Raw genomic sequence first — 21743 nt, 5'->3', positions numbered from 1 at the left:
TTTTTATTGTATTTTTTGATAAATTTGTTCACTAGGATTAAATTGCGTATAATGCGGCATTATATTTGAAAAACGAAGAGTTTCTTTATTTCCTAAACATAGAAATCCATTGTGACCTAAGCTTTCATAAAATAGTTGCTGCACTTGATTTTGAAGTTTACTTGTAAAGTAAATTAAAACGTTACGACAAAGTATAATATGAAACTCGTTAAAAGATTGATCGGTTACTAAATTATGCTGTGCAAAAATAATGTTTTGTAAAAGTGATGGATTAAAATAAGCAAAACGATTATCTGTTGAATAATAGTTAGAAAACGCTTGTGTACCGCCAGCTTGTAAATAGTTTTTCGTATAAGTTTGCATTTTATTTAACGGGAGGATACCTTGTTTTGCTTTTTCTAACACATTTGTATTCATATCTGTTGCGTAAATAACCGACTTTTCACTTAATCCTTCTTCGTGAAGTAAGATGGACATTGATAATACTTCTTCACCAGTTGCGCATCCAGCATGCCAAATTCTAATTTCAGGTTGCTTTTTCAATTCAGGAATAACATGCTCTCTAAGCGCTTTAAAAAAGGCAGGGTTACGGAACATCTCAGTTACATTAATCGAGAAATCATTTAATAACTGTTCTAAAACCCCTTCCTCGTGAATTACTTTTTCAATCAATTTTGAAATGGTTGGGATATTAGAGAGCTGCATTCGATTACAAATCCTTCTATAAATAGATGTGCGAGCATATTGACGAAAATCAAATCCTGATAGTTTAAATACCGCTTCCAATAGTAATTCAATTTCTAAGTTCGTGCGCTCATCCGTATCTACTGATGGATCAAAATTATAATACTTATTTTCCACTCCAACTAAACCTCACTTATTTTATTAACCATACACTCATTACCGAATAGAGTTGATGTAGATTTAATGGTTTACTTATATAATCTGAAGCGCCAGCAGATAAACATTTTTCCTTATCATTTGGCATTGCTTTAGCAGTTAATGCGATAATAGGTATTTCATTTAGCCCTAAGTTCATTCGGATATTTTCCATCGTTTCATAACCGTCCATATTCGGCATCATAATATCCATTAAAATAAGGTCAATATTTGTATTGCTTTTTAGTATTTCTAAACACTCTATGCCGTTTTGGGCAGTAATAATGTTGGCATTTTGTTTTTTTAATGCATTTTGTAACGCAAATATATTTCGATGATCATCATCGACAATTAAAATGTTTTTCTCTTGGAAGACGTTATTTGTTTCTGGAGTAACGATAGTTTCTTCAACAACTTTAGCAGGAATAACATCTTCTATCGTTGCTGCGACTTCTAAATTGGATAACTGTATATCATGTAATCCATTTGGAAGGTTAGGAATATATACGGTGAAAGTACTACCTTCTCCTACATTACTCTCTAACGTAATCCAACCACCTAATAATCTCGCAAACTCTTTACAAATAGATAAACCTAATCCTGTACCACCATACTTTCGAATCGTTGCTCCATCTGCCTGTTGAAAGGCTTCGAAAATAAGTTGATGCTGTTCTTTAGCGATACCAATACCAGTATCTTTTACTGAAATTGTAATCCAATCTTTACTGATAGACTGCATATCATGACTTAAATTGGTTGTTTCTATCGAATCAAAATGTAAAGAAACGGATCCTTTTTCTGTGAATTTAAATGCATTGGATAATAAGTTTTTAATAATTTGCTCAATCCGTTTTGCATCTGTATAAAACAAATCAGGAATCGTATCACTGTCCTCAATAGTAAATTCGACATTTTTTTGTGCAGCTATATGTAAAAAGTTTTGATGCATATTGGCTGCCATGTCACTTATGTTCGTTGCCTCAAAAATGATGTCTAGTTTGCCTGCTTCTACTTTAGATAAATCTAGTATGTCATTAATTAAAGTAAGTAAGTCTTTCCCTGATGAATGAATGACAGTTGCTAATTCAATCTCATCGTCGGATAAATTGTTATCATGATTTTCTCTTAACATTTCAGATAATAGTAAAATACTATTTAATGGTGTGCGTAATTCATGTGACATATTTGCTAGGAACTCAGATTTGTATTTTGAGCTGCGTAACAACTCGCTTGCTTTTTCTTCTAATTCTAATTTAGTAATTTGTAAGTCAGCTGTCTTCTGCTCAGCCTCTTCAGTTCTAGACTCTAATTGTTCATTCGTTGTTCGTAATTCTTCGGCTTGCATTTGTAGTTCTTCCGCTTGTGTTTGCAATTCTTCTGATTGAACTTGCAACTCTTCTGTCATTGCTTGTGATTCATGTAAAAGAGTTTGAATTCGCATACGTCCCATAATACTATGGATTGTTAAACCTAAATTATCAACAGTTTGGTGAATTAAATCTTGATGTAAATCTGAAATCTCAGTTACACTTACTAACTCCATTACTGCAATCACTTCATCTTCAAATAAGACAGGGATGACTAGTATATTTTTAGGACGTATTTCTAATAATCCAGTAGTAACGTAACGAAACTCTTCAGGTATGTCCCTCAGAATAAAACTTTTCTTTTCTAAAGCAGACTGTCCAATGAAACCTTCACCCATTTTAATGGATTGTTTTCCAATATCAGCACCTTGATCGGCGAAAGAAGCTTTTTTCACATAGTAGACAGTTTCTTCATATTCTTCACGTACATAAAATGCACCGCAAGAAGTTTGCGTTTTTTGTATGATGCCACTAAGAATTTTTTTACCTAACATCTCAATAGAAGATACACCTTGATACATTAAAATTAATTCTGCAAGCTCCGTTTGTAACCACTCTCTTTTTGATATTTCGTCTAGTAGGTGATTTGTTGTATGAGCAAGATCTTTTATTTCATCATGTGTATTTACATGAATTCTTTCCGTAATTTTTTCTTTAGAAGAAATGGATTTAATAGCTTGAATTACATTTTTAATCGTTTTTGTAATGGAATTCGAAATATAGAGTGAAACGATAATAGAAATACAAGAAAGTAAGAACAATAAACTGTATAACCAAATCTCTAATTTATTATTTTCAGTATCTAATTGTGCAGCTCTTTTTTTCGTTAGTTGCTCCTCAGTGTTACGGAAGTTAGTTAGCTGTGATTGTAATGACTGAATTTGAGTCGTGTCGATTGTTTGTACATTATTACTATTATTATTTGCAATGAGTGGGTGAATCTCTTTATTAATCCAACTAGTAATGTTTTCGTTAATCTGTTTTAATTTTTCTTGCTGAGAGGGATTATCCTCTAATAAAGCAAAAAGATCTTGATAATGTTTTTCGTAATCCTTTTCCGCAGAGTTAAGGGATTGCACGTAAGTAGGGTTATTAGAAATGATAAACCCTTTCGCTTTATTTTCAATTGTTAGTAACTCTTTCTCCACTTGATTCGTTAAATTGAGAACTTTAAAATCGTGATCAATAATAAAATTACGAGATTTTTGTAAGCTGGAAATCTCATTGTTTAACATAATGAAAGAAACAAGTAAGAACAAAATGATAACTAAATAACCAGCCATAATTTTGTAGCGAATACTAAATTTTGCTTTCGAGTTCATTAAAAATTCCTACCTTCAAGGTTATTAAAACTTTTCTATTTTAAAGAATGAAAAACGTAATATATATTATATCAGTTTTCATAAGGTCAAACTAGAAATCCCCCTATTGTATTAGGGGGTTCTTTTTTAATAGAGGAAATCATTTTGAAATATAAAAACATATATGAAAGGTAGTAGACGAGGGAATAGAGGATAACAAACATTCTAAGAAGGGAAGAGTGTTTTTAAAGCTCTTTTTGCATCTATTCCTTCAAAAATAAATAATACAAGATCTCTCTTTTTTACAGTAAGGAAAAAGGATACTAGAGTGCTTAAGTTTTTAATAGAAGTAAGTGTTCCGTGTTTACTTATAAATACATTCGTTTGAAATGTTGTCATTAAAGCATAAAAATGATGAATCTGCGTTATTGTAGGTGTTTCATTATAAGAAATAGTAGTAGAGTGAATGGCGTTCATCGTAATATTCCTTTCCATATAGTAAGCATAACAATATAAACATACCCGTTTAAAAAAATGTTAAACATATAAATAAGAAAAAATATAATTATAGTTTTTTACGTTTAGAAAAGGTTAGGAAGGGTATACATATACTACAAAGAGATTAACTGAAGATGAATTGTAAGATGTCTATGTTTAGTAGAGTAGTCTATCAAAATATACTTTTACTTTAAATAAAAAGGAGCCTGGTATACATGAATGAAATGATGATTAATATAACATTTGATTTAATTTACTTGTTAAGTAGTTCACTTGTAGTGCTTTTACTATTCGCTTTTTTCGTAAATGGTTATGTTAATAAGAAGATTAGTGTATACAGAAATGAAGAAAAATAAAGATACATTATATAAAACTTTAGGAGGTTAATAGTTATGAATGTAGATAGAAAAATAGTAGGTGTTTTTAGAACAATTGATGATGCGGCACTCGTTATTAATGAATTAAATGAAAAAGGATACTCAGCAGATAACATTTCAGCTATTGCGAAAGATCAAAAGGAAATTGAACACCTTGAAGAAAAATCGGGTGAAAAAGTAAATCATGAAACTGCACATAAAGCAGATATCTTTTCAGCAACAGGGCTTGTGGCAGGAGGAGTAGCAGGCGGACTCGGTGGTTTATTAACAGGTCTTGGTATACTTGCCGTTTCTGGAATGGGTCCAATCGTAGCAGCAGGACCGATCGCAGCAGCTATTGGAGGAGCTGGTATTGGCGGAGGAGCTGGAAGTTTAATAGGAGCATTTATAGGATTAGGAATTCCAGAAGAACATGCTAAAAAGTATGAAGAATATATTTACGATGGAAATATATTAATTTTAGTAGATGCAAAATTAGATAATAAGTTAGAAATCTATAAAATCTTTGATAAGCATCATGCTTATAACTCTGATTTCTTTAAATAAAATGTAAACAAAGTAAATATCGTTTTTTGATCTTACAAATTTGGCGCGGCCGAGGAGTCGTATGACTATAAGAGAGGAAGGGCTTATAGTAAAAGATCAAGTTCTATCATGCTATTTAAAAGGGAAGAGGTGTCTTTTCGTGATTGTAAAAATATTAAAGGATAGCAGTAATAGTTTCCTTTGTACAGTTCAAAATAAAAATGGAGACCAGTATGTGAAGAAGTGGTTTCGTAAACATGAAAATAACAAAGAATTAGGACGACCAACTTTTAAAGAAGTAGAAAAGGACTGGAAAGAAAATAAAGAGTCGTTTATGTATCCTAATGTTAAAGCGCTTTATTAAACATAATAGGCATTTTATTCTTACAAAACTGTCACATTCCTGTAAGGTAATTCAATAGATTAGTTGTTTGTTCCATGTCATAATAAAGACATAAGAAAGCTAATTAAAACTACAACTTATTAGGAGAGTGTCAGTCATGATTGTAACAACAACGTCTGGAATTCAAGGTAAAGAAATTATTGAGTATATCGATATTGTAAATGGTGAAGCTATTATGGGTGCAAATATTGTCCGCGATTTATTCGCTTCTGTTCGTGATGTTGTCGGTGGTCGTGCTGGTTCTTATGAAAGTAAGCTAAAAGAAGCTCGTGATATCGCAATGGACGAAATGAAAGAACTTGCAAAACAAAAAGGTGCGAACGCTATCGTTGGTGTTGACGTAGATTACGAAGTAGTTCGTGATGGAATGTTAATGGTTGCTGTAAGTGGTACAGCTGTACGTATATAAGTAAATAAAAAACAGGCTCACCCCTTGAAGTTTATGCTTTGAGGGGGTTTTTTATTTTTCTTTTGTTTATGACTAAAGTTAAAATAGAGAAGGGCCGATGTACTAGCTCGCTTATTTCAAATGTAGTATATTATTTCTTAAGAAAAAGCAAGTAAATGGAAGTTTTTGTATTTAAAGAAGGTGTTAATTTTATGACAAATAATAAAATTGCTATTTGAGGTACGAAGAGAATGAGTGGTATGAATAATTTTAGAAAGTGTATAGTTAATAGAAATAAACGATGGAGTATGTAAAGAGTTATATTACATAAAATTTATTATGAATGGAGGCGGTTACACTATGTTTTGGTTAGGATGTTTTTTAGGATACATTGTAGGTTCTATTATTACATGTGCGCTACTTTACTTTGGATATAGATCCAATGAAAATAAAAAAGCGAATATGCAAAAGGTGGAGGAGAGGAAAATCAATAAAAAAGGTGTATAGTAGGCGAAAGGTAAGGTGATAACATTGATGCAACAATAAAGGACAGTACATATTGTATATGACTACTATGTACTGTTCCGCTTATTCTTTTTGGATTAGGAAAAATTGTTTCCTGTCTTGCTATAAATTTCATAGGCGAAAAACCCCAATAAATAGCCGATTCCAGATCCTAAACTCACTGCAAGAAGTGAATAATCTGGGAAAAACATGCCGAAAATTAAACCGATTATACAGCCAACAAGCATTCCCATAGGTATTAAACTGTCTAATAAAATTTGAGCGTTTTTTGATTTTTTCTTACCTAAGTTACCGTTGTTATATTTATGTTTAAGGCTACCAATCACATATACTACAATTCCCCTGACTATTAAAACAGGCGCAATTGCCGTGAGTAACCACATGTTAGAGTCTCCTTTCGCTTTTTTAATTAAATTACATAAGCTACTTAAAATTCTATGCTACTAAATGGATTGATAGTTGAATGTACTCAATTTAATAATTCGTTAAAAAAACTTTCCCTTTCGTTTTCTCCGCAGATTGCACAACATCAACCGCCGTTTTCACATCCGCTAAGTCATATGTAGAATGTACTTTCATAAAACGTAATTGCTTATTTTCTACTAAGTGAATTAAATGACGAAACGTCTCTTGCCATTTATATGGTGACACTTCTTTATTCCAATGTCGTAAATGAAATATGTTCGCGTGCACTTTTGCTTTCGTGACAATCTCTGCCCAGTTTACTTGTACACCTGATAGAAGACCGATCGTTAAAAAGTGCCCGTTTGGACGTAAGGAGAAAGCTAATTCATTTCCATCCGGTCCCCCAATAGAATCAATCGCAGCGTCTGCACCTCTGCCGTTTGTTAATGTCATAACTGTTTCATAAAGCGGGGCAGTCGAAGTATCAATTACATGATGAGCGCCAAGCTGAAGTAATTCCTCTGTATGTTTACTATTTCTTGTCACGGCAATGAGTTGGAAATTTAAAATTTGCGATAACTGCGCAAAAAGATGACCAATTGCGGATCCACAAGCATTCACTAATAAAACGTCATTACGCTGTAAGTTTAACGTTTCTGTACATGTAACCCACGCTGTAAGGGGATTAATATACATTTGTGCCGCGGTAAAATCATCAATAGAATCGGGAATAGGGACTACAAAATCAGCCGATGTTTTCACATATTCTTGCCAAGTACCTTCCCCGCGTAACGGTAACACACGTTTACCGATAAGCTCTCTAGAAACAAAAGCTCCTACATCTTCTACAATACCAACACCTTCATAACCAGGTATGTTAGGTAACGGAATTCTATGAGCGTACGCTCCGGTTATTGGAATTAAGTCAGATGGATTAATCGGTCTAACTAGCATACGGACGAAAACTTCATTATCTTTCAGTGGTTCTATATTTTTATATTCAACTTGTAATACGTCTTTTGGATTGCCAAACTTATGAAATTGAATGTGTTTTCCACGCAAGATAGATGTTCCCCCTTAGTTTGATTGAGTTTATTATAGCATTTTTGGTTTGGTTGGTTATTTTGTTAATGATAAATAGGGTTTGTACAATGGTAAGTAAAATAGATTTTAATTTACGTATTTATCAGAATTTTATAAAATGTGTATATAACTATGAAATGGGGGAGATTTCTTCATGTGTACTAGTTTGACGTTACAAACTAAAAATTTCCAACATCTTTTTGCGAGAACAATGGATTTCACATTAGATATGAATCAGGAAGTAATAATCATTCCTCGGCGTTATCAGTGGAACAATATAACTGGTGAAACAATCCGAACGAAAAAGGCTGTTGTCGGAATGGGAATTAATTTTGGAGGAAGGGTCATGATGGCAGATGGAGTAAATGAAGCTGGTATGACATGTGCAACTCTCTATTTCCCAGGATTCGCTACTTATAGTAGTCATGTAGATAGCAATAAAACGAATGTAGCACCATTTGATTTTGTGACTTGGAGCCTCACGCAGTTCAATTCTGTTGAAGAATTAAGAAAATCTATTGATAGCATTGCCTTTATAGATGTGCCATTACCAATTTTAGGGGTTACTCCACCGCTACATTGGATTTTAGCAGATAAATCGGGAGAATGTATTGTACTTGAGCCGACAGCTGATGGAATAAAAGTGTATGACAATCCAATAGGAGTGATGACTAATAGTCCGGAGTTTAGTTGGCATTTACAAAACTTAAGACAATATATTGGTCTTAAATCGCAGCCATTTGCGCCAACGGAGTGGGGCGATGTACCATTAAGTGCTTTTGGCCAAGGTTCAGGATCGATGGGACTTCCTGGAGATTTCACACCGCCATCAAGATTTGTACGGGCAGCGTATGGCAAACAAAACATTCAAGGTATAGAGAACGAAGAAGAGGGTATATCGGCTATTTTTCATATTTTATCGAATTGTGAGGTTCCTAAGGGAGCAGTAATAACAGAAGACGGTATATTAGATAATACGATCTATACAAGTGCAATGTGTATGGAGTCTGGAACATATTATTACCATACTTACGATTGTAGACAAATTATAGCCATTCATTTATTCAATGAAGATTTAGATACAGCTGAGATTAAAACGTATCCGTTTCAGCGGAAGCAAAAAATCTTTTATGAAAACTGAAGCGCCCCTGAAAAAGTGAGACTAATAAAAACACCTCCATTTAATTTGCATACTTAGTATGCGAATTTAGGAGGTGTTTTCTATCATTTACCAATATTCAGGTTTACTTCTTGCTATTCTATTAAGCCGAAGCTCTCTTCATTCTCTCAAGTAAACTAGACAACACATGCGTACGATAAGATTCTAGTTTTTTACCTTCATAAGTACGGATACCTAATTTTTTAAGTTCTTTTACATACCAACCTTTGCTTCCGAAATACATGTGATCGCTCCCCTTCAACTTTGTTTTTATTTATCCTGATTGCATATGGAGGTACAGGAATTATAATGAAGGAAATGAATTTCGCGCGAAAATGGTTAACTTTGTTGCAAAAGACATATATACTAAAGATAGTATACAACGAGGTGGACAAGACGTGATTATAGAGAAGCACGAAATTCAAATTGACCAAATTACTAGCGGTAAAGTGAATATCTTTACTTTCTATAGAAATAGAAAGCAAATTGATGATCATTTTTTACGATTGCAAGAACCATCGCTTACAGCAAACTACTTCTTCCATTTTCATTTTGATGCAGAGAGCTTGCATCTACTGCAGAAAGAGTTTCCGAGCGTATATCCGTACGACGGTAGTGAAACGATTCACGACTGGACGGAAAAGATGAAAGCTGAATTGCAACATCAGATCCAAACAGGAAAATGGAATAAACGCGTACGTATCGGTAATCGCATTCTAGATGTGGTGTTTACGTGGTGTGACGAAGATATAGTAGAGTGAAAAAGAAGCGGATGACGCTTCTTTTTTTTAGCGCTGGAATAAAACGAGCTTACCTGCAGTAGATGTACAGCGATGTGTTTTTTCATACAATCCTTTTTCTTGTAAGATAGATTCACCTTTTGCTTTTGCTTCTTTTTCAGTTGCCGCCTCGAATGATTCGTCTAATGCTTTTGAACCATCTTTTTCAAAGACTGTTAGAACGTATACTCCCATGAAAATTCCCTCCAATAATTAAAATCAGAATCTTATAATTATTTTGACATAAAACGCTACAATATGCAAAGAAATATATGACATTGCGTGGTAAAATAGAATGAAACTTTACTCATCGAGAATATTTTTATTCTCGATGAGTATTAGTTTTCAGCAATTTTAATTTTAATAAAATGAAACTTTTGAAAGATAGAAAGGATCGTTATTTGTGAAACAAGTAAAGTTTATACATGCGGCTGATTTACATTTGGATAGTCCGTTTAAAGGGATGGAGATGAATGTTGGGCAGTCTGTTTGGGAAAGAATGAAGCAAAGTACGTTTGAATCATTTGAGCGTATTGTTGATAAAGCGATTCAAGAGCGCGTTGATTTCGTATTACTAGCTGGGGATTTGTATGATGCGGAGACGAGAAGTTTGAGGGCGCAAGTGTTTGTGCGTGAGCAAATGAAGAGACTTTCGCAGTACGATATCCCTGTTTTTATTATTCACGGTAACCATGATCATTTAGGGGGAAGCTGGGCAGCAATTGAGTTTCCGGAAAATGTTCATGTATTTACTGAGCCTTATGTAGAAGAGAAATCATTTTATAAAAATGGTGAGCTATTAGCTTCTATTTATGGTTTTAGTTATTTGCAGCAAGCGGTAACGGATAATATGACAGCGCAGTATACGAAAATGAGTGATGCGCCTTTTCATATTGGCATGCTTCACGGAAGTGTGGAAGGAGATGCAGAGCATAATCGCTATGCACCGTTTCAAATTCGTGAGTTGAAAGAAAAACAGTTTGATTATTGGGCTCTTGGCCATATACATAAACGTGAAATTTTATCAGAAGAACCATGCATTATTTATCCAGGGAACATACAAGGTCGTCATCGTAAGGAAACAGGCGAGAAGGGTGCGTACCTTATTGAACTTACGAAACAAGGAACGCAGTGTTCATTTTTCCATACGGCAGATGTTGTATGGGATGAAATCGAAGTTTGTATTGATAGACTTGAAACTGTTGATGAACTTATGACGAGCCTATCTACTGCGATGAATGAATGCCGAAGAGAAGAGGAAGGTACGCTATTAACTGTCGTATTCACAGGACAAGGTCCACTTTCACCTTATTTGCGTGACGAAAAGCGCGTGGAAGAGATTTTTCACATTTTAGCATCTGGCGAAGAGCGAAAAGATTTTGTATATGCGATGAAGTGGAAAAATGAGACGGTTTCTTTTGCGGAAATCGAACGTTTGAAAGCGGAAAATCATTTCGTCGGTAGTGTGCTAAAGGAGTTAGAAGCTTTTAGCAATATGGACGGCGTATTGCGCACCATTTGGACATCTCCTGTAGCGCGTAATAGTATTGAATCTTTTACAGAAGAAGAGAAGAAAGAGATTCAAAAGGAAGCAGAAAATATTATTTTAGAGCAATTATTCCAGCAAGAGAGGGATAAAAAATGAGAATTGAAAAACTCCATATTTATGGGTACGGAAAATTAGAAAATGTGGAAATGGATCTTTCATTGCTGACGGTGTTATACGGTGAAAATGAAGCGGGGAAATCGACAATTCGCTCATTTATGAAAAGTATTTTATTCGGTTTTCCGACGAGAGGACAGCGCCGTTATGAGCCGAAAGAAGGTGGTAAGTATGGCGGTGCGATGACTGTGCAAACAGAGCAGTACGGTCGTTTGAAAATTGAGCGATTGCCAAAGACGGCAGCTGGCGAGGTGACCATTTATTTTGAAGACGGGAAAACGGGCGGAGAAGAAATTTTAAACGATATATTAAGCGGGATGAATGAAAGTTTATTTGAATCTGTCTTTTCATTTGATATGCATGGCCTTCAAAATATTCATCAGCTTGGCGAAGCGGATATTGGCAATTATTTATTTTCGGCAAGTGCAGTCGGAAGTGATGCGCTATTGCAGTTAGATAAAAAGCTAGAAAAAGAAATGGACCAGCGCTTCAAGCCGAGTGGTCGTAAACCAGAAATTAACGTGTCATTGCAAGAGATGAAGAAACTTGAAGAGAAGATGAAAGAGTGGCAAGGAAAAATTGGCACGTATGAAAAACAAGTAGAGCAGTTAAAAGAAAGTGAAGAGAAGCTTGCTTCTGTTCGCGTGGAGAAAGAGAGTGCAGAAAAGCGAAAGCAAGATTATGAAATATTAGCAGCGCTTGAGCCACTCGTTATTGAAAAACGTGCGCATGAGAAAGTGTTAGAGAACGAGAGCGGACAGTTTCCTGTAAACGGAATAGCGCGTTATGAAGCAATGAAGGCGAAGATGGAGCCGCTTCAATTACAAGTTGATTCGCTCCACAAGAAAATTGAGACAGTGCAATCGGAAATTGCCTCGATTCAAATAGATGAAGAGTTTTTACAAAAAGAAAGTTATGTAGAAGAACTTCGTATGCAGCATATGTCTTACGAAAATGCACGCCAAGAAATGCGTGATATGAGCGGGAATATTACGAATATAAAAGAAGAAATCGCAGAACTAGAACAGCAAATTGGTACTACTTTTGAAAAGGAAACAGTTCTTTCATTTGATATGAGTTTGGCAACGAAAGAGTTAATTACGCAAACAGTGCAAAAGGCGCGCGAATTAGAAACGCAAAAAGCACAGCTCGATGATCGTTTTAAAGTAGCGCAAGAGCAATTAGAAGAACAAGAAGAAAATATAAGACAGATTAAGAAACAAATGTTAGTGGATGAAGAGAGAAATGTGTTAGTTGAGAAAGAGAAATCGTTCCAAGATGCGGCGTTTATCGGTATGGGCGCAGAGAGAATGAAGCGCAAGTATGAGGAAAAAGCAGGAGCAGCTAAGCAAAAGAAAAAGCAGTGGCAAAGAGTTTGTCTTCTGTTACTTCTTATTAACACAGGCGTTTTATTCACAAGCTTATTTATAGATAACCGAGCGCTCTTATTTATTAGTGTCATTGTTTTTGTAGGGATTGTTCTCGCCCTTGTTTTATATAAAGATCCATCAAATGGATTACAAGAAGAGCTCCTTACACTTCAGCAAAGTGCCGGCGGGAGACAAAGTGAAGAAGCGATGTCTGTTCGCTATCAGTTAGAAAAAGATGAAGAGATACGTAAATTATTTGAGCGCGAGTCTTATAAGTTACAGCAGTTGGAACGAGCGTATGATAAAGTCGTTTCATCGTATGAGGAATGGGAGAGAGAAACGTTCCAGGCGGGAGAACAAGTCGATGCATATAAAACGCGCTATATGTTTCCTGAATTTTATACGTATGCACACATATTGCCGGCGTTTGAGCGTATTGAAAAAATGCAGCAATTATATCGTGAATTAGAGAAACAAGGCACGCGAAAATCTTCATTATATGAAATGATTTCGCAATTTGAACATAAACTAGAAACTGTTATCGGTAGTGCGGAGTATAGTAAGCTACACGAGGCACAAAGCCGTATGCAAAATGAGAAAGAGAAGCGCCAAACTTGTAAGCAGTTAAAAGAAAAACTGGCGGAATGGCAAGAAGAATATGAGTTTATGCAAGAACAATTAAAGCAATTACTAATAGAACGAGATGGTTTATGGCATATTGCAGCGTCTACAGATGAAGAGATGTTTTTAGAAGCGGGTAAACTAGCGGGAAAACGTGAAGATGCAGAGAAACAAGTGGGGCGTTTATTACCGCAAATTGATCTGTTAGAACAGCGTTTAATGAGTTTATCATTAGCTGAACATTACGAAGCTGACGGTTATGACGGAAAATTAAAGCAAGAACTGACAGTCGTGCAAAACTGTCTGGCGCAAGAGAAAGAACTGACAGAGCGTATTGCGAAACATCGTATGGAAATTGCGAATTTAGAAGAAGGTAGTACGTACGGCGATTTAATGCATGAATGGGAAATGAAAAAAGCGCAAGTGCGTGAACAAGTGAAGAAGTGGGCTGCTTATGCGGCCGCAAAAACGGTGTTAACGAAAACGAAGCAATATTATCATGAAGTACATCTTCCTCGTATTTTACAAAAGTCAGAAGAGTATTTCGTCTATTTAACAGGCGGACGATATAGTAAAATTTTTTCACCGTCAGAGTCAGAGCCGTTTATTGTAGAGCGTAACGATGGTATGCGTTTTTACAGTCATGAACTAAGCCAAGCGACAGCGGAGCAGTTATATTTATCGCTGAGATTTGCACTAGCAAAAACATTTGAGCATGATTATCCATTTATTATTGATGATAGTTTCGTGCACTTTGACGCGGTAAGGACGAATCGAACGATTGAACTTATAAAGGAAATTGCAAAGGATAGACAAGTCATATTCTTTACATGTCATGCGCATTTACTCGCCTATTTTACAGAAAAACAGATTATAAAATTAACACATATGCGTAAAGAAAATGAGTTGTAGTGTGCTATACTAAAAGTAACTGATTTGGTGGAGGAATTCGAATGAAAAAGAAAATTGCAGAGTATGAAGTTGGTGAACAAGTCGATATTTTCTTGTTAATTAAAACAGCGACAAAAGGTATCGCAAGCAATGGAAAGCCATTTTTAACAGTAATCTTACAAGATCCAAGTGGAGATATTGAAGCAAAATTGTGGGACGTATCACCAGAAGTTGAGAAACAATATGTAGCGGAAACAATCGTGAAAGTAGCTGGAGATATTTTAAACTACAAAGGACGTATTCAATTACGTGTGAAACAAATCCGTGTTGCGAATGAAAATGAAGTAACAGACATCTCAGACTTCGTAGAAAAAGCACCAGTGAAAAAAGAAGATATGGTTGAGAAAATTACGCAATACATATTTGAAATGAGAAACCCGAACATTCAACGTCTAACAAGACATTTATTAAATAAGCATCAAAACGAATTTTTAGACTATCCAGCAGCGACAAAGAACCATCACGAGTTCGTATCTGGACTAGCTTATCACGTCGTATCAATGCTTGATTTAGCGAAAGCTATCTCAAATCTATACCCATCGTTAGATAAAGACTTACTATATGCAGGCGTTATTTTACATGACCTTGGTAAAGTAATCGAACTATCTGGCCCAATTTCTACAACGTATACGTTAGAAGGAAATTTACTAGGCCACATTTCTATTATGGTGAACGAAATTGGTAAAGCGGCAGACGAATTGCAAATCGATGCAGAAGAAGTATTAATTCTTCAACACATCGTCCTTTCTCACCACGGAAAAGCAGAATGGGGTAGTCCAAAACCACCATTAGTAAAAGAAGCAGAAATTCTGCATTACATCGATAACTTAGATGCAAAAATGAACATGATGGACCGCGCATTAGGACGCACAAAACCAGGCGAATATACAGAACGTGTCTTTGCTCTTGATAATCGTTCGTTCTATAAACCGTCGTTCCATAATTAATAGTGTGAATAAAGTGGCCTCATTAAGTTTTAAAAGCTTAGTGAGGCTATTTTTATAGGAAGTAAATAGTATGATACAAAAAATATCTCGAATTTGAGATAAATCTCTTGCTTTTTAATCACTTGATGTGTAAAGTGATAGTAACGAAAGCGATTGAGTCATATGAAAAACATACACTCAGTTGTTTTCGATTAAAAACAAAGTAACTTATACAGTAAAAACTAAGATGAATTTACAAAAACATAATTAAGAATAAATTGAAAAGCTAAAAACCATATTAGTTGTGGGAAATGTTATTTTTTTAGTTATCACTTGACTAGTAAAACGAAACGGAGGAATAACCAATGTATGAAATTAAAGGGCATCATCACATTTCAATGGTTACGAAAAATGCAAATGAAAATAATCACTTTTATAAAAACGTGCTTGGCTTACGTCGTGTGAAAATGACAGTAAACCAAGATGATCCGTCAATGTACCACTTATTTTATGGAGATAAAACAGGAAGTCCAGGCACGGAATTATCATTTTTTGAAATTCCATTAGTAGGAAGAACATATCGCGGCACGAATGCCATTACTCGAATTGGATTACTCGTTCCTTCACAGGAAAGCTTACATTACTGGAAAGAACGATTTGAGAAATTTGATGTGAAACATAGTGAAATAACAACATATGCAAATCGTCCTGCTTTGCAATTTGAGGATGCTGAAGGTCTTCGCTTAGTACTACTCGTTTCAAACGGAGAAAAAGTAGAGCACTGGGAAACTTGGGAGAAATCAGAAGTTCCTGCAAAGCATCAAATTCAAGGAATGGGTTCTGTGGAAATGACAGTTCGTAGACTTGATAAAATGGCGAGTACACTTACAGACATGTTTGGTTATACAGAGGTTAGCCGAAATGATCAAGAAGCAATTTTCCAGTCCATTAAAGGAGAGGTTTTTGGAGAAATCGTTGTGAAATATTTAGATGGTCCTACTGAAAAGCCGGGCCGAGGGAGCATTCACCATTTAGCAATTCGAGTGAAAAACGATGCAGAGCTTGCTTATTGGGAAGAACAGGTGAAACAAAGAGGCTTCCATTCTTCAGGAATCATCGACCGTTTCTATTTTAAAAGCTTATATTTCCGCGAATCAAACGGAATCCTATTTGAAATTGCAACAGATGGCCCAGGATTTACAGTTGATGGAGATGTGGAACATTTAGGAGAAAAACTTGATTTACCACCGTTCTTAGAAGATCAGCGTGCAGAAATTGAAGCGAATTTAGCACCGATTGAAGAGAAGTAATAGAAGAAAATATACAACTTTAACATATAAATGAAACCCATTGGAGGAATATAAAATGAACCAATTAAAAGGAATTCACCACGTTACAGCGATTACAAGTAGTGCAGAAAAAAACTATGAGTTTTTCACTCACGTTTTAGGAATGCGTTTAGTTAAAAAAACAGTAAACCAAGATGACATTCAAACGTATCATTTATTCTTTGCAGATGATAAAGGTAGTGCAGGAACAGATATGACATTCTTTGACTTCCCAGGTATTCCAAAAGGAGTACACGGTACGAATGAAATTTCAAAAACTTCATTTCGCGTTCCGACCGATGCAGCATTAGAGTATTGGGTGAAACGTTTTGACCGTCTTGAAGTAGAACATACAGGAATTAAAGAGCAATTTGGTAAGAAAACTCTTTCTTTCGTTGACTTTGATGATCAACACTATCAATTAATCTCAGATGAACTTGATAAAGGAATCGAATCAGGTACACCATGGCAAAACGGACCAGTTCCATTAGAATATGCAATTACTGGTTTAGGGCCTGTATTCATCCGTATTGCAAACTTTAGTTTCTTCAAAGAAGTGTTAGAAAAAGTTTTATTATTTAAAGAGGTTGCGCAAGAAGGAGAATTCTATTTATTTGAAGTGAATAAAGGTGGAAACGGTGCATCTGTCATCGTAGAACATAATACGGTTCTTCCAGAAGCACAACAAGGTTTTGGTACAGTGCACCATGTGGCATTCCGCGTAGAAGATCGCGCTGTATTAGAAGAATGGATTGAGAGAATCAGTAGCGTTGGACTTCCTTCATCTGGTTATGTAGACCGTCATTTCTTTGAATCATTATATGCAAGAGTTGCACCACAAATTTTATTTGAATTTGCAACAGATGGCCCAGGATTTATGGGAGATGAGCCATACGAAACACTTGGCGAAAAATTATCTTTACCTCCATTCCTAGAGCCAAAACGTGAAGAAATTGAAAAATTAGTTCGTCCAATTGATACAGTAAGAAGCACGAAGGAATTTATTAAAGAGTAAAAATAGAGCAAGTAGTTTTAGCGGAGTGCTGGAACTGCTTGCTTTTTTATTTATTCTAGTAAGTTTTCTGATAATTGTTTCTCAAGTTATTAAAAAGGAAAACTTTGGTATAATTAATTAAAATATTAAATTTTCTGATAATTATTTTTCAATGCATAGAAAAGGAGTGGTAATATACAATTTTGATAATTGTATAAAAATACTAATTTTGGAGAAAAGGGGATGCGGAGTGCATGGGAGCAGATGTAGTAACGCGGGAGCAAATGAAACATTCTTTAGATGATTGGTATCGTGTAATGTTGCAGCAAAATATAGAGAAAGCTACGGAAATGAAAGAGGAGATTGAAAGTAAGATTAGTGGTTTGGACGTGGATCAGGATGTATTGCTTTATCATGCGTTGTTGAATTTTAGATATGATGCATTAGTGGATTGGATTGGGGTTAGAGAAGATAGTTTTGATAAAGTGGAATCTTTTGAAATCCCGGCAGAAGGTGTTCTAGCTTATTACTATCACTTTTTTAAAGGGTTTCATTGCACATTAATTTCAAATTATAACGAAGCGAAAGAACAGTATGAGCAAGCTGAGAAGTTATTGAAATATATTGCAGATCCGATAGAACATGCGGAGTTTAATTATCGGATGGGGAATTTCTATTATCAAAAATATGACCAAGTTCATGCAATAGATTACTTGAATAGGGCAAAAGCAGCATTTTTACAATATCCAGGTTATGAAATAAAAGTAGGATTATGTGAAAATGCTTTTGGACTATGTTGTGTAGACATAGATCACTATGAATTAGCGGAAGAAAACTTTAATTCTGCTATGGAAGTATTGCAAAAAGCAGATCAAAAAAAATATATGCTAATGGTTCGGCATAATTTAGCTTGGCTTTATGCTAGTCAAAATCTTTCAGAATTAGCGATTCGTCATATATCTGAGGTGACCAAAAATTACCCAGAACACTTTAAAGCCTTGTTTGTAGAAGCACATGAACATTACAAATTAGGACAATATAATTTAGCGAATCCAATTGTTGAAAAAGGTTTAAATATTTGTGTTGATTTAGGAGAAAAAGAATTTCAACATCGGTTTAAAATTTTGAAAGAACTCAATGGAAAATCTTCAGTATCAATTATTGAAGATGTAATTTTAGAAGGACTTTCTTATTTTGAGAGAGAAAGATTATGGGATTGTATTCAAGAATACACTGAAATTTTAGCACTGAAATTTTATGAATTTGATGATCATGTTAAGGCAAGTAAATATTTTTATATGAATAATAAGGCTCAAAAAAATATATTGGAAAAGGGAGCGTTAAAATAATGAAGAAATTTCGTTTGGCTATTGTTGGGACTGCATTAGTAGGGGTATTATCAATTGGGTTCAATAGTTCTTTTACAAATCAAGCTGTAAATATAGGAGACACAGGAGGAGCACCAGCAAGACCAGACTACGTTAATATAGGAGACACAGGAGGAGCACCAGCAAGACCAGACTACGTTAACATTGGTGACACAGGCGGAGCACCAGCAGATAATAAAGGCGACGGCGGAGTAAGCCAACTATAATAATAAAGAAAGGGACTTCAACATGAAGTCCCTTTTTCTATTTTCAGGTCATGTAGAGAAAAGAATTGACTTACTTTAAATATGTAACTATAATGGTTACAGAATAACCATTAGTAACAGAAATGAGTTATATTTTTTTAGTATAATTGTAACTGTTTTAGTTACAATTAAAAAGAGGACATAAAATAACCAAAAAATGTAAAAACTTTAAATAACAACAAGAGAAAGGAGACGGGAATGTTGAAACGGTTTAAGTTTTATTTGATTAGCGGTATTGTGCTTATTTTGCTTATCGTATGTAACTTCGTTGATAAGCCGATTGCGAAGGTTGGAGAAGTGAAAGATACTGTTATGATGAAGCTGAATACGAAAGAGAGTATGGCGCAAATTGATGGACAGACGATTTATTTTAAACAAATTGGTGAGGGAAAACCTCCTTTACTTATGTTGCATGGGTTTGGTGGTTCTTCTGATGGGTTTAGTGATATTTATCCGGAACTAGTGCGAGATCATACGATTATTGCGGTTGATATTTTAGGGTTTGGGCGTTCTTCTAAGCCGGTTGATTTTCAGTATTCGTTTCCTGCGCAAGTGAATTTATATTATAAGTTAATGAAGAAGCTAGGATACGATCAGTTTGCGGTGCTCGGCCATTCAATGGGCGGAGAGATGTCCCTTAATTTAGCGTATTTATATCCGGATGCAGTGACGCATCTCATCTTGGCGGATGCTACAGGGATAGAGTCTTTCCAGCAAAAAGAAAGTTATGAAGTACCACCGCTATCGACGGACTTACAAACTGTAACTGAGATTACGAAATATAATAAAAGTGGAGTAAAAAATAGTCGTGATGATAAAGAGCATTATGATCAGCTTACGAAAATGAGAGAGCGCCGCATTGCGATGGAAGCTGATAAAATTAAGGTACCGACTTTAATTATATGGGGACGACATGATAAGAGTGTTTCTTGGAAAAATGGTGAACTGTATCATGGGCTATTTGCAAATAGTACGTTTCATATTATTGAAAAAGGATACCACGCACCGTTTCGTCAAGAACCAATTGAGTTTATGGAATATGTACAAGCATTTTTCGCGAAGCATCCAAAATAAAATTTTTAAGCATAAATCCAATTCTTTCCTCATAAAGTGAAACTAATAAGGCTTGTCTAAGGAAAGGAATGAAGTGATTTGGAAACTTTACCATGGTGGGTGTATCTTGTAATTGTTGGGATTGTACTAAGTGGCTACATGGTTTTATATACTTCGAAAAAAGAGCAAGATATGGATAATGAGTTTATCGAAAAAGAAGGCGAAGTATATATGAAGCGCTTAGAAGAAGAGCGCGAGAAACGTAATCAGGATAGTGATAAGGATTCTGTATTGCTTTAATAGAAATTTTGAAAGGCTACCACCTGGTAAAATTTTACAACTAGGTGGTAGCTTTTTTTCTTCTGGGGGAGCAGTATATGTTCATCAAGCTAAGGTTATATTAGTTTAATTTTACATGTATAAGAGAGTCATCATAAACTTTTATTGATGGTATTTATATATATTTTTCCTCATAAGAATGGAACTAGCGGGGATTTTACTGGGGGGGATTAACAATGCATAGGGATGAAACTTCATTACATCCTGATACAGGCGTTACGTCTGTAATGTTTGTTGAGCGTTCATTAAATGAAATTCGTTTTTGGTCTAGAATCATGAAAGAGCATTCTTTTTTTCTTCGCTTGGGATTTAGATGCGAGGATACTCAACTAATCGAAGAGGCGAATCAATTTTATCGATTGTTTGAACATATTGAACAAATAGCGCATTCCTATACAAATGAAACAGATCCTGAGCAAATAAAAAGATTTAATGCAGAAGTACAACAAGCTGCAACTAATATTTGGGGATTTAAGCGAAAAATTTTAGGGTTAATTCTCACATGTAAATTGCCAGGACAAAATAACTTTCCACTTTTAGTTGACCATACAAGTAGGGAAGCTGATTATTTTAGAAAACGTTTAATACAATTAAATGAAGGTAAATTAGATGCCCTTCCTGATGCTATTATTAAAGAAAATGTTTTCTTTTTACGGATTATGGCAGACCATGCTAAATTTATTGGCCATCTTCTTGATCCGTCGGAAAGAAAGCTTGTAGATACAGCACGAAATTTTAGCAATGATTTTGATGAATTGATGTATCAAGCAATTGATTTAGAATCTATGAAACCACAATCCCAAACAGCTCCTCTTTTAGATCAATTTTTAGATCAAAATCGCGTGTCAGTTGCATCTCTTCGGGATTTTAAGAAAACAGCACGTGATTTAATTGAGCAATGTAAAATAAAGAGTATCATTCATCCATTATTAGCAGACCATGTTTTCCGTGAAGCTGATAGATTTCTTGAAATCATTGATATGTATGATGTTCATCTTACAAATATTCAATCACAACCTAGATATTAGAAGATAAGGAAAGATACTATTTTTCCTTAAGCTGAGAAGTTAACAATTTATTGTTAGCTTCTTTTCTTTGTGATTAAAATTTTCTTTTAAGGACTACATAAATCCTTTTGACCAAATATGTAATTCTTTGTAAAATGTTATATATGGA

Annotated in this window: 24 protein-coding genes; 17 read left to right on the top strand and 7 right to left on the bottom strand. The window is 34.9% G+C overall.

What is annotated here, in order from left to right; translation table 11 throughout:
• Positions 1–3: 3 nt before the first annotated feature.
• The 3 genes from BLT20_RS02810 to BLT20_RS02800 all read right to left on the bottom strand — a co-directional run bounded on the left by BLT20_RS02810 (position 4) and on the right by BLT20_RS02800 (position 4024).
• Positions 4–861 (bottom strand): CheR family methyltransferase, encoded by an 858-nt coding sequence (locus BLT20_RS02810; RefSeq protein ID WP_000429044.1) that lies wholly within the window; start codon positions 859–861, stop codon positions 4–6.
• A 16-nt stretch (positions 862–877) separates the two neighbouring features.
• Positions 878–3568 (bottom strand): ATP-binding protein, encoded by a 2691-nt coding sequence (locus BLT20_RS02805; RefSeq protein ID WP_001084971.1) that lies wholly within the window; start codon positions 3566–3568, stop codon positions 878–880.
• Between the two features lie 204 nt (positions 3569–3772).
• Entirely contained in the window at positions 3773–4024 is a 252-nt protein-coding gene (locus tag BLT20_RS02800) for a hypothetical protein (RefSeq protein WP_000991356.1), read from the bottom strand.
• A 236-nt stretch (positions 4025–4260) separates the two neighbouring features.
• Here BLT20_RS02800 and BLT20_RS30435 point away from each other — a divergent pair, with 236 nt between their 5' ends.
• The 5 genes from BLT20_RS30435 (at position 4261) to BLT20_RS30430 (ending at position 6245) form a co-directional block, all read left to right on the top strand.
• Positions 4261–4401 (top strand): hypothetical protein, encoded by a 141-nt coding sequence (locus tag BLT20_RS30435; RefSeq protein WP_001004571.1) that lies wholly within the window; start codon positions 4261–4263, stop codon positions 4399–4401.
• Between the two features lie 36 nt (positions 4402–4437).
• Positions 4438–4968 carry a general stress protein gene (locus BLT20_RS02790; protein ID WP_001100098.1) on the top strand — a complete coding sequence of 177 codons (531 nt, stop codon included), beginning with the start codon at positions 4438–4440 and terminating at the stop codon, positions 4966–4968.
• Positions 4969–5107: 139 nt separating this feature from the next.
• Positions 5108–5311 carry a DUF4028 family protein gene (locus BLT20_RS02785; RefSeq protein WP_002025407.1) on the top strand — a complete coding sequence of 68 codons (204 nt, stop codon included), beginning with the start codon at positions 5108–5110 and terminating at the stop codon, positions 5309–5311.
• A 136-nt stretch (positions 5312–5447) separates the two neighbouring features.
• The gene (locus tag BLT20_RS02780) at positions 5448–5759 is read left to right on the top strand and encodes a YbjQ family protein (protein ID WP_000637511.1); all 312 of its coding nucleotides are present in this window, start codon (positions 5448–5450) and stop codon (positions 5757–5759) included.
• A gap of 339 nt (positions 5760–6098) precedes the next feature.
• Entirely contained in the window at positions 6099–6245 is a 147-nt protein-coding gene (locus tag BLT20_RS30430) for a hypothetical protein (protein WP_000498629.1), read from the top strand.
• A gap of 95 nt (positions 6246–6340) precedes the next feature.
• On the opposite strand, the gene BLT20_RS02770 is transcribed toward BLT20_RS30430, so the two are convergent.
• Both BLT20_RS02770 and BLT20_RS02765 read right to left on the bottom strand, forming a co-directional pair.
• Positions 6341–6646, bottom strand: coding sequence for a hypothetical protein (locus tag BLT20_RS02770; protein WP_000266570.1), 306 nt, complete (start codon positions 6644–6646; stop codon positions 6341–6343).
• A 91-nt stretch (positions 6647–6737) separates the two neighbouring features.
• The gene (locus BLT20_RS02765) at positions 6738–7730 is read right to left on the bottom strand and encodes a zinc-dependent alcohol dehydrogenase family protein (RefSeq protein WP_001214236.1); all 993 of its coding nucleotides are present in this window, start codon (positions 7728–7730) and stop codon (positions 6738–6740) included.
• Between the two features lie 175 nt (positions 7731–7905).
• Between BLT20_RS02765 and bsh the strand changes: the two genes are divergently transcribed.
• Positions 7906–8892 carry a choloylglycine hydrolase gene (gene bsh / locus BLT20_RS02760; protein WP_000337598.1) on the top strand — a complete coding sequence of 329 codons (987 nt, stop codon included), beginning with the start codon at positions 7906–7908 and terminating at the stop codon, positions 8890–8892.
• A gap of 121 nt (positions 8893–9013) precedes the next feature.
• Here bsh and BLT20_RS02755 read toward each other — a convergent pair whose 3' ends face one another.
• Positions 9014–9154, bottom strand: coding sequence for a YflJ family protein (locus BLT20_RS02755; RefSeq protein ID WP_000273537.1), 141 nt, complete (start codon positions 9152–9154; stop codon positions 9014–9016).
• A 154-nt stretch (positions 9155–9308) separates the two neighbouring features.
• Between BLT20_RS02755 and BLT20_RS02750 the strand changes: the two genes are divergently transcribed.
• On the top strand, positions 9309–9671 hold the full coding sequence (locus BLT20_RS02750; RefSeq protein ID WP_000582785.1) for a hypothetical protein: 363 nt from the start codon (positions 9309–9311) through the stop codon (positions 9669–9671).
• A 27-nt stretch (positions 9672–9698) separates the two neighbouring features.
• On the opposite strand, the gene BLT20_RS02745 is transcribed toward BLT20_RS02750, so the two are convergent.
• Positions 9699–9884, bottom strand: a complete 186-nt coding sequence (locus BLT20_RS02745) for a YhzD family protein (RefSeq protein WP_000539552.1) — start codon at positions 9882–9884, stop codon at positions 9699–9701.
• Positions 9885–10092: 208 nt separating this feature from the next.
• On the opposite strand from BLT20_RS02745, the gene BLT20_RS02740 reads away from it, so the two are divergent.
• From BLT20_RS02740 to BLT20_RS02695, 10 genes are all read left to right on the top strand, one after another.
• A complete protein-coding gene (locus BLT20_RS02740; protein ID WP_000815712.1) occupies positions 10093–11334 on the top strand; it encodes a metallophosphoesterase family protein in 1242 nt (413 codons plus the stop codon).
• Complete coding sequence (locus tag BLT20_RS02735; RefSeq protein WP_001217614.1) at positions 11331–14255, top strand: ATP-binding protein; 2925 nt, start codon at positions 11331–11333, stop codon at positions 14253–14255. The genes BLT20_RS02740 and BLT20_RS02735 overlap by 4 nt, the downstream gene beginning before the upstream one ends.
• A 41-nt stretch (positions 14256–14296) precedes the next feature.
• Entirely contained in the window at positions 14297–15241 is a 945-nt protein-coding gene (gene yhaM / locus BLT20_RS02730) for a 3'-5' exoribonuclease YhaM (RefSeq protein ID WP_000726638.1), read from the top strand.
• Positions 15242–15585: 344 nt separating this feature from the next.
• Complete coding sequence (locus tag BLT20_RS02725; protein ID WP_000272983.1) at positions 15586–16530, top strand: ring-cleaving dioxygenase; 945 nt, start codon at positions 15586–15588, stop codon at positions 16528–16530.
• A 55-nt stretch (positions 16531–16585) separates the two neighbouring features.
• Entirely contained in the window at positions 16586–17563 is a 978-nt protein-coding gene (locus tag BLT20_RS02720) for a ring-cleaving dioxygenase (protein WP_001072552.1), read from the top strand.
• Positions 17564–17796: 233 nt separating this feature from the next.
• Entirely contained in the window at positions 17797–18891 is a 1095-nt protein-coding gene (locus BLT20_RS02715; protein ID WP_000500588.1) for a response regulator aspartate phosphatase, read from the top strand.
• Positions 18891–19136 carry a Phr family secreted Rap phosphatase inhibitor gene (locus tag BLT20_RS02710; protein ID WP_000714516.1) on the top strand — a complete coding sequence of 82 codons (246 nt, stop codon included), beginning with the start codon at positions 18891–18893 and terminating at the stop codon, positions 19134–19136. Before BLT20_RS02715 ends, BLT20_RS02710 begins: the two co-directional genes overlap by 1 nt.
• Positions 19137–19376: 240 nt before the next feature.
• Positions 19377–20249 carry an alpha/beta fold hydrolase gene (locus BLT20_RS02705; RefSeq protein ID WP_025921757.1) on the top strand — a complete coding sequence of 291 codons (873 nt, stop codon included), beginning with the start codon at positions 19377–19379 and terminating at the stop codon, positions 20247–20249.
• Positions 20250–20327: 78 nt separating this feature from the next.
• Entirely contained in the window at positions 20328–20528 is a 201-nt protein-coding gene (locus tag BLT20_RS02700) for a sporulation YhaL family protein (protein ID WP_000449223.1), read from the top strand.
• 215 nt (positions 20529–20743) lie between these two features.
• Positions 20744–21595: a DUF2935 domain-containing protein gene (locus BLT20_RS02695; RefSeq protein ID WP_000554479.1), complete on the top strand. Its 852-nt coding sequence runs from the start codon at positions 20744–20746 to the stop codon at positions 21593–21595.
• The last annotated feature ends 148 nt before the right edge of the window (positions 21596–21743 follow it).

Origin of the sequence: Bacillus sp. cl96, assembly GCF_900100505.1 — a bacterium.
Classification (GTDB): domain Bacteria; phylum Bacillota; class Bacilli; order Bacillales; family Bacillaceae_G; genus Bacillus_A; species Bacillus_A cereus.
This window is presented reverse-complemented; position numbering and strand designations above follow the sequence as displayed.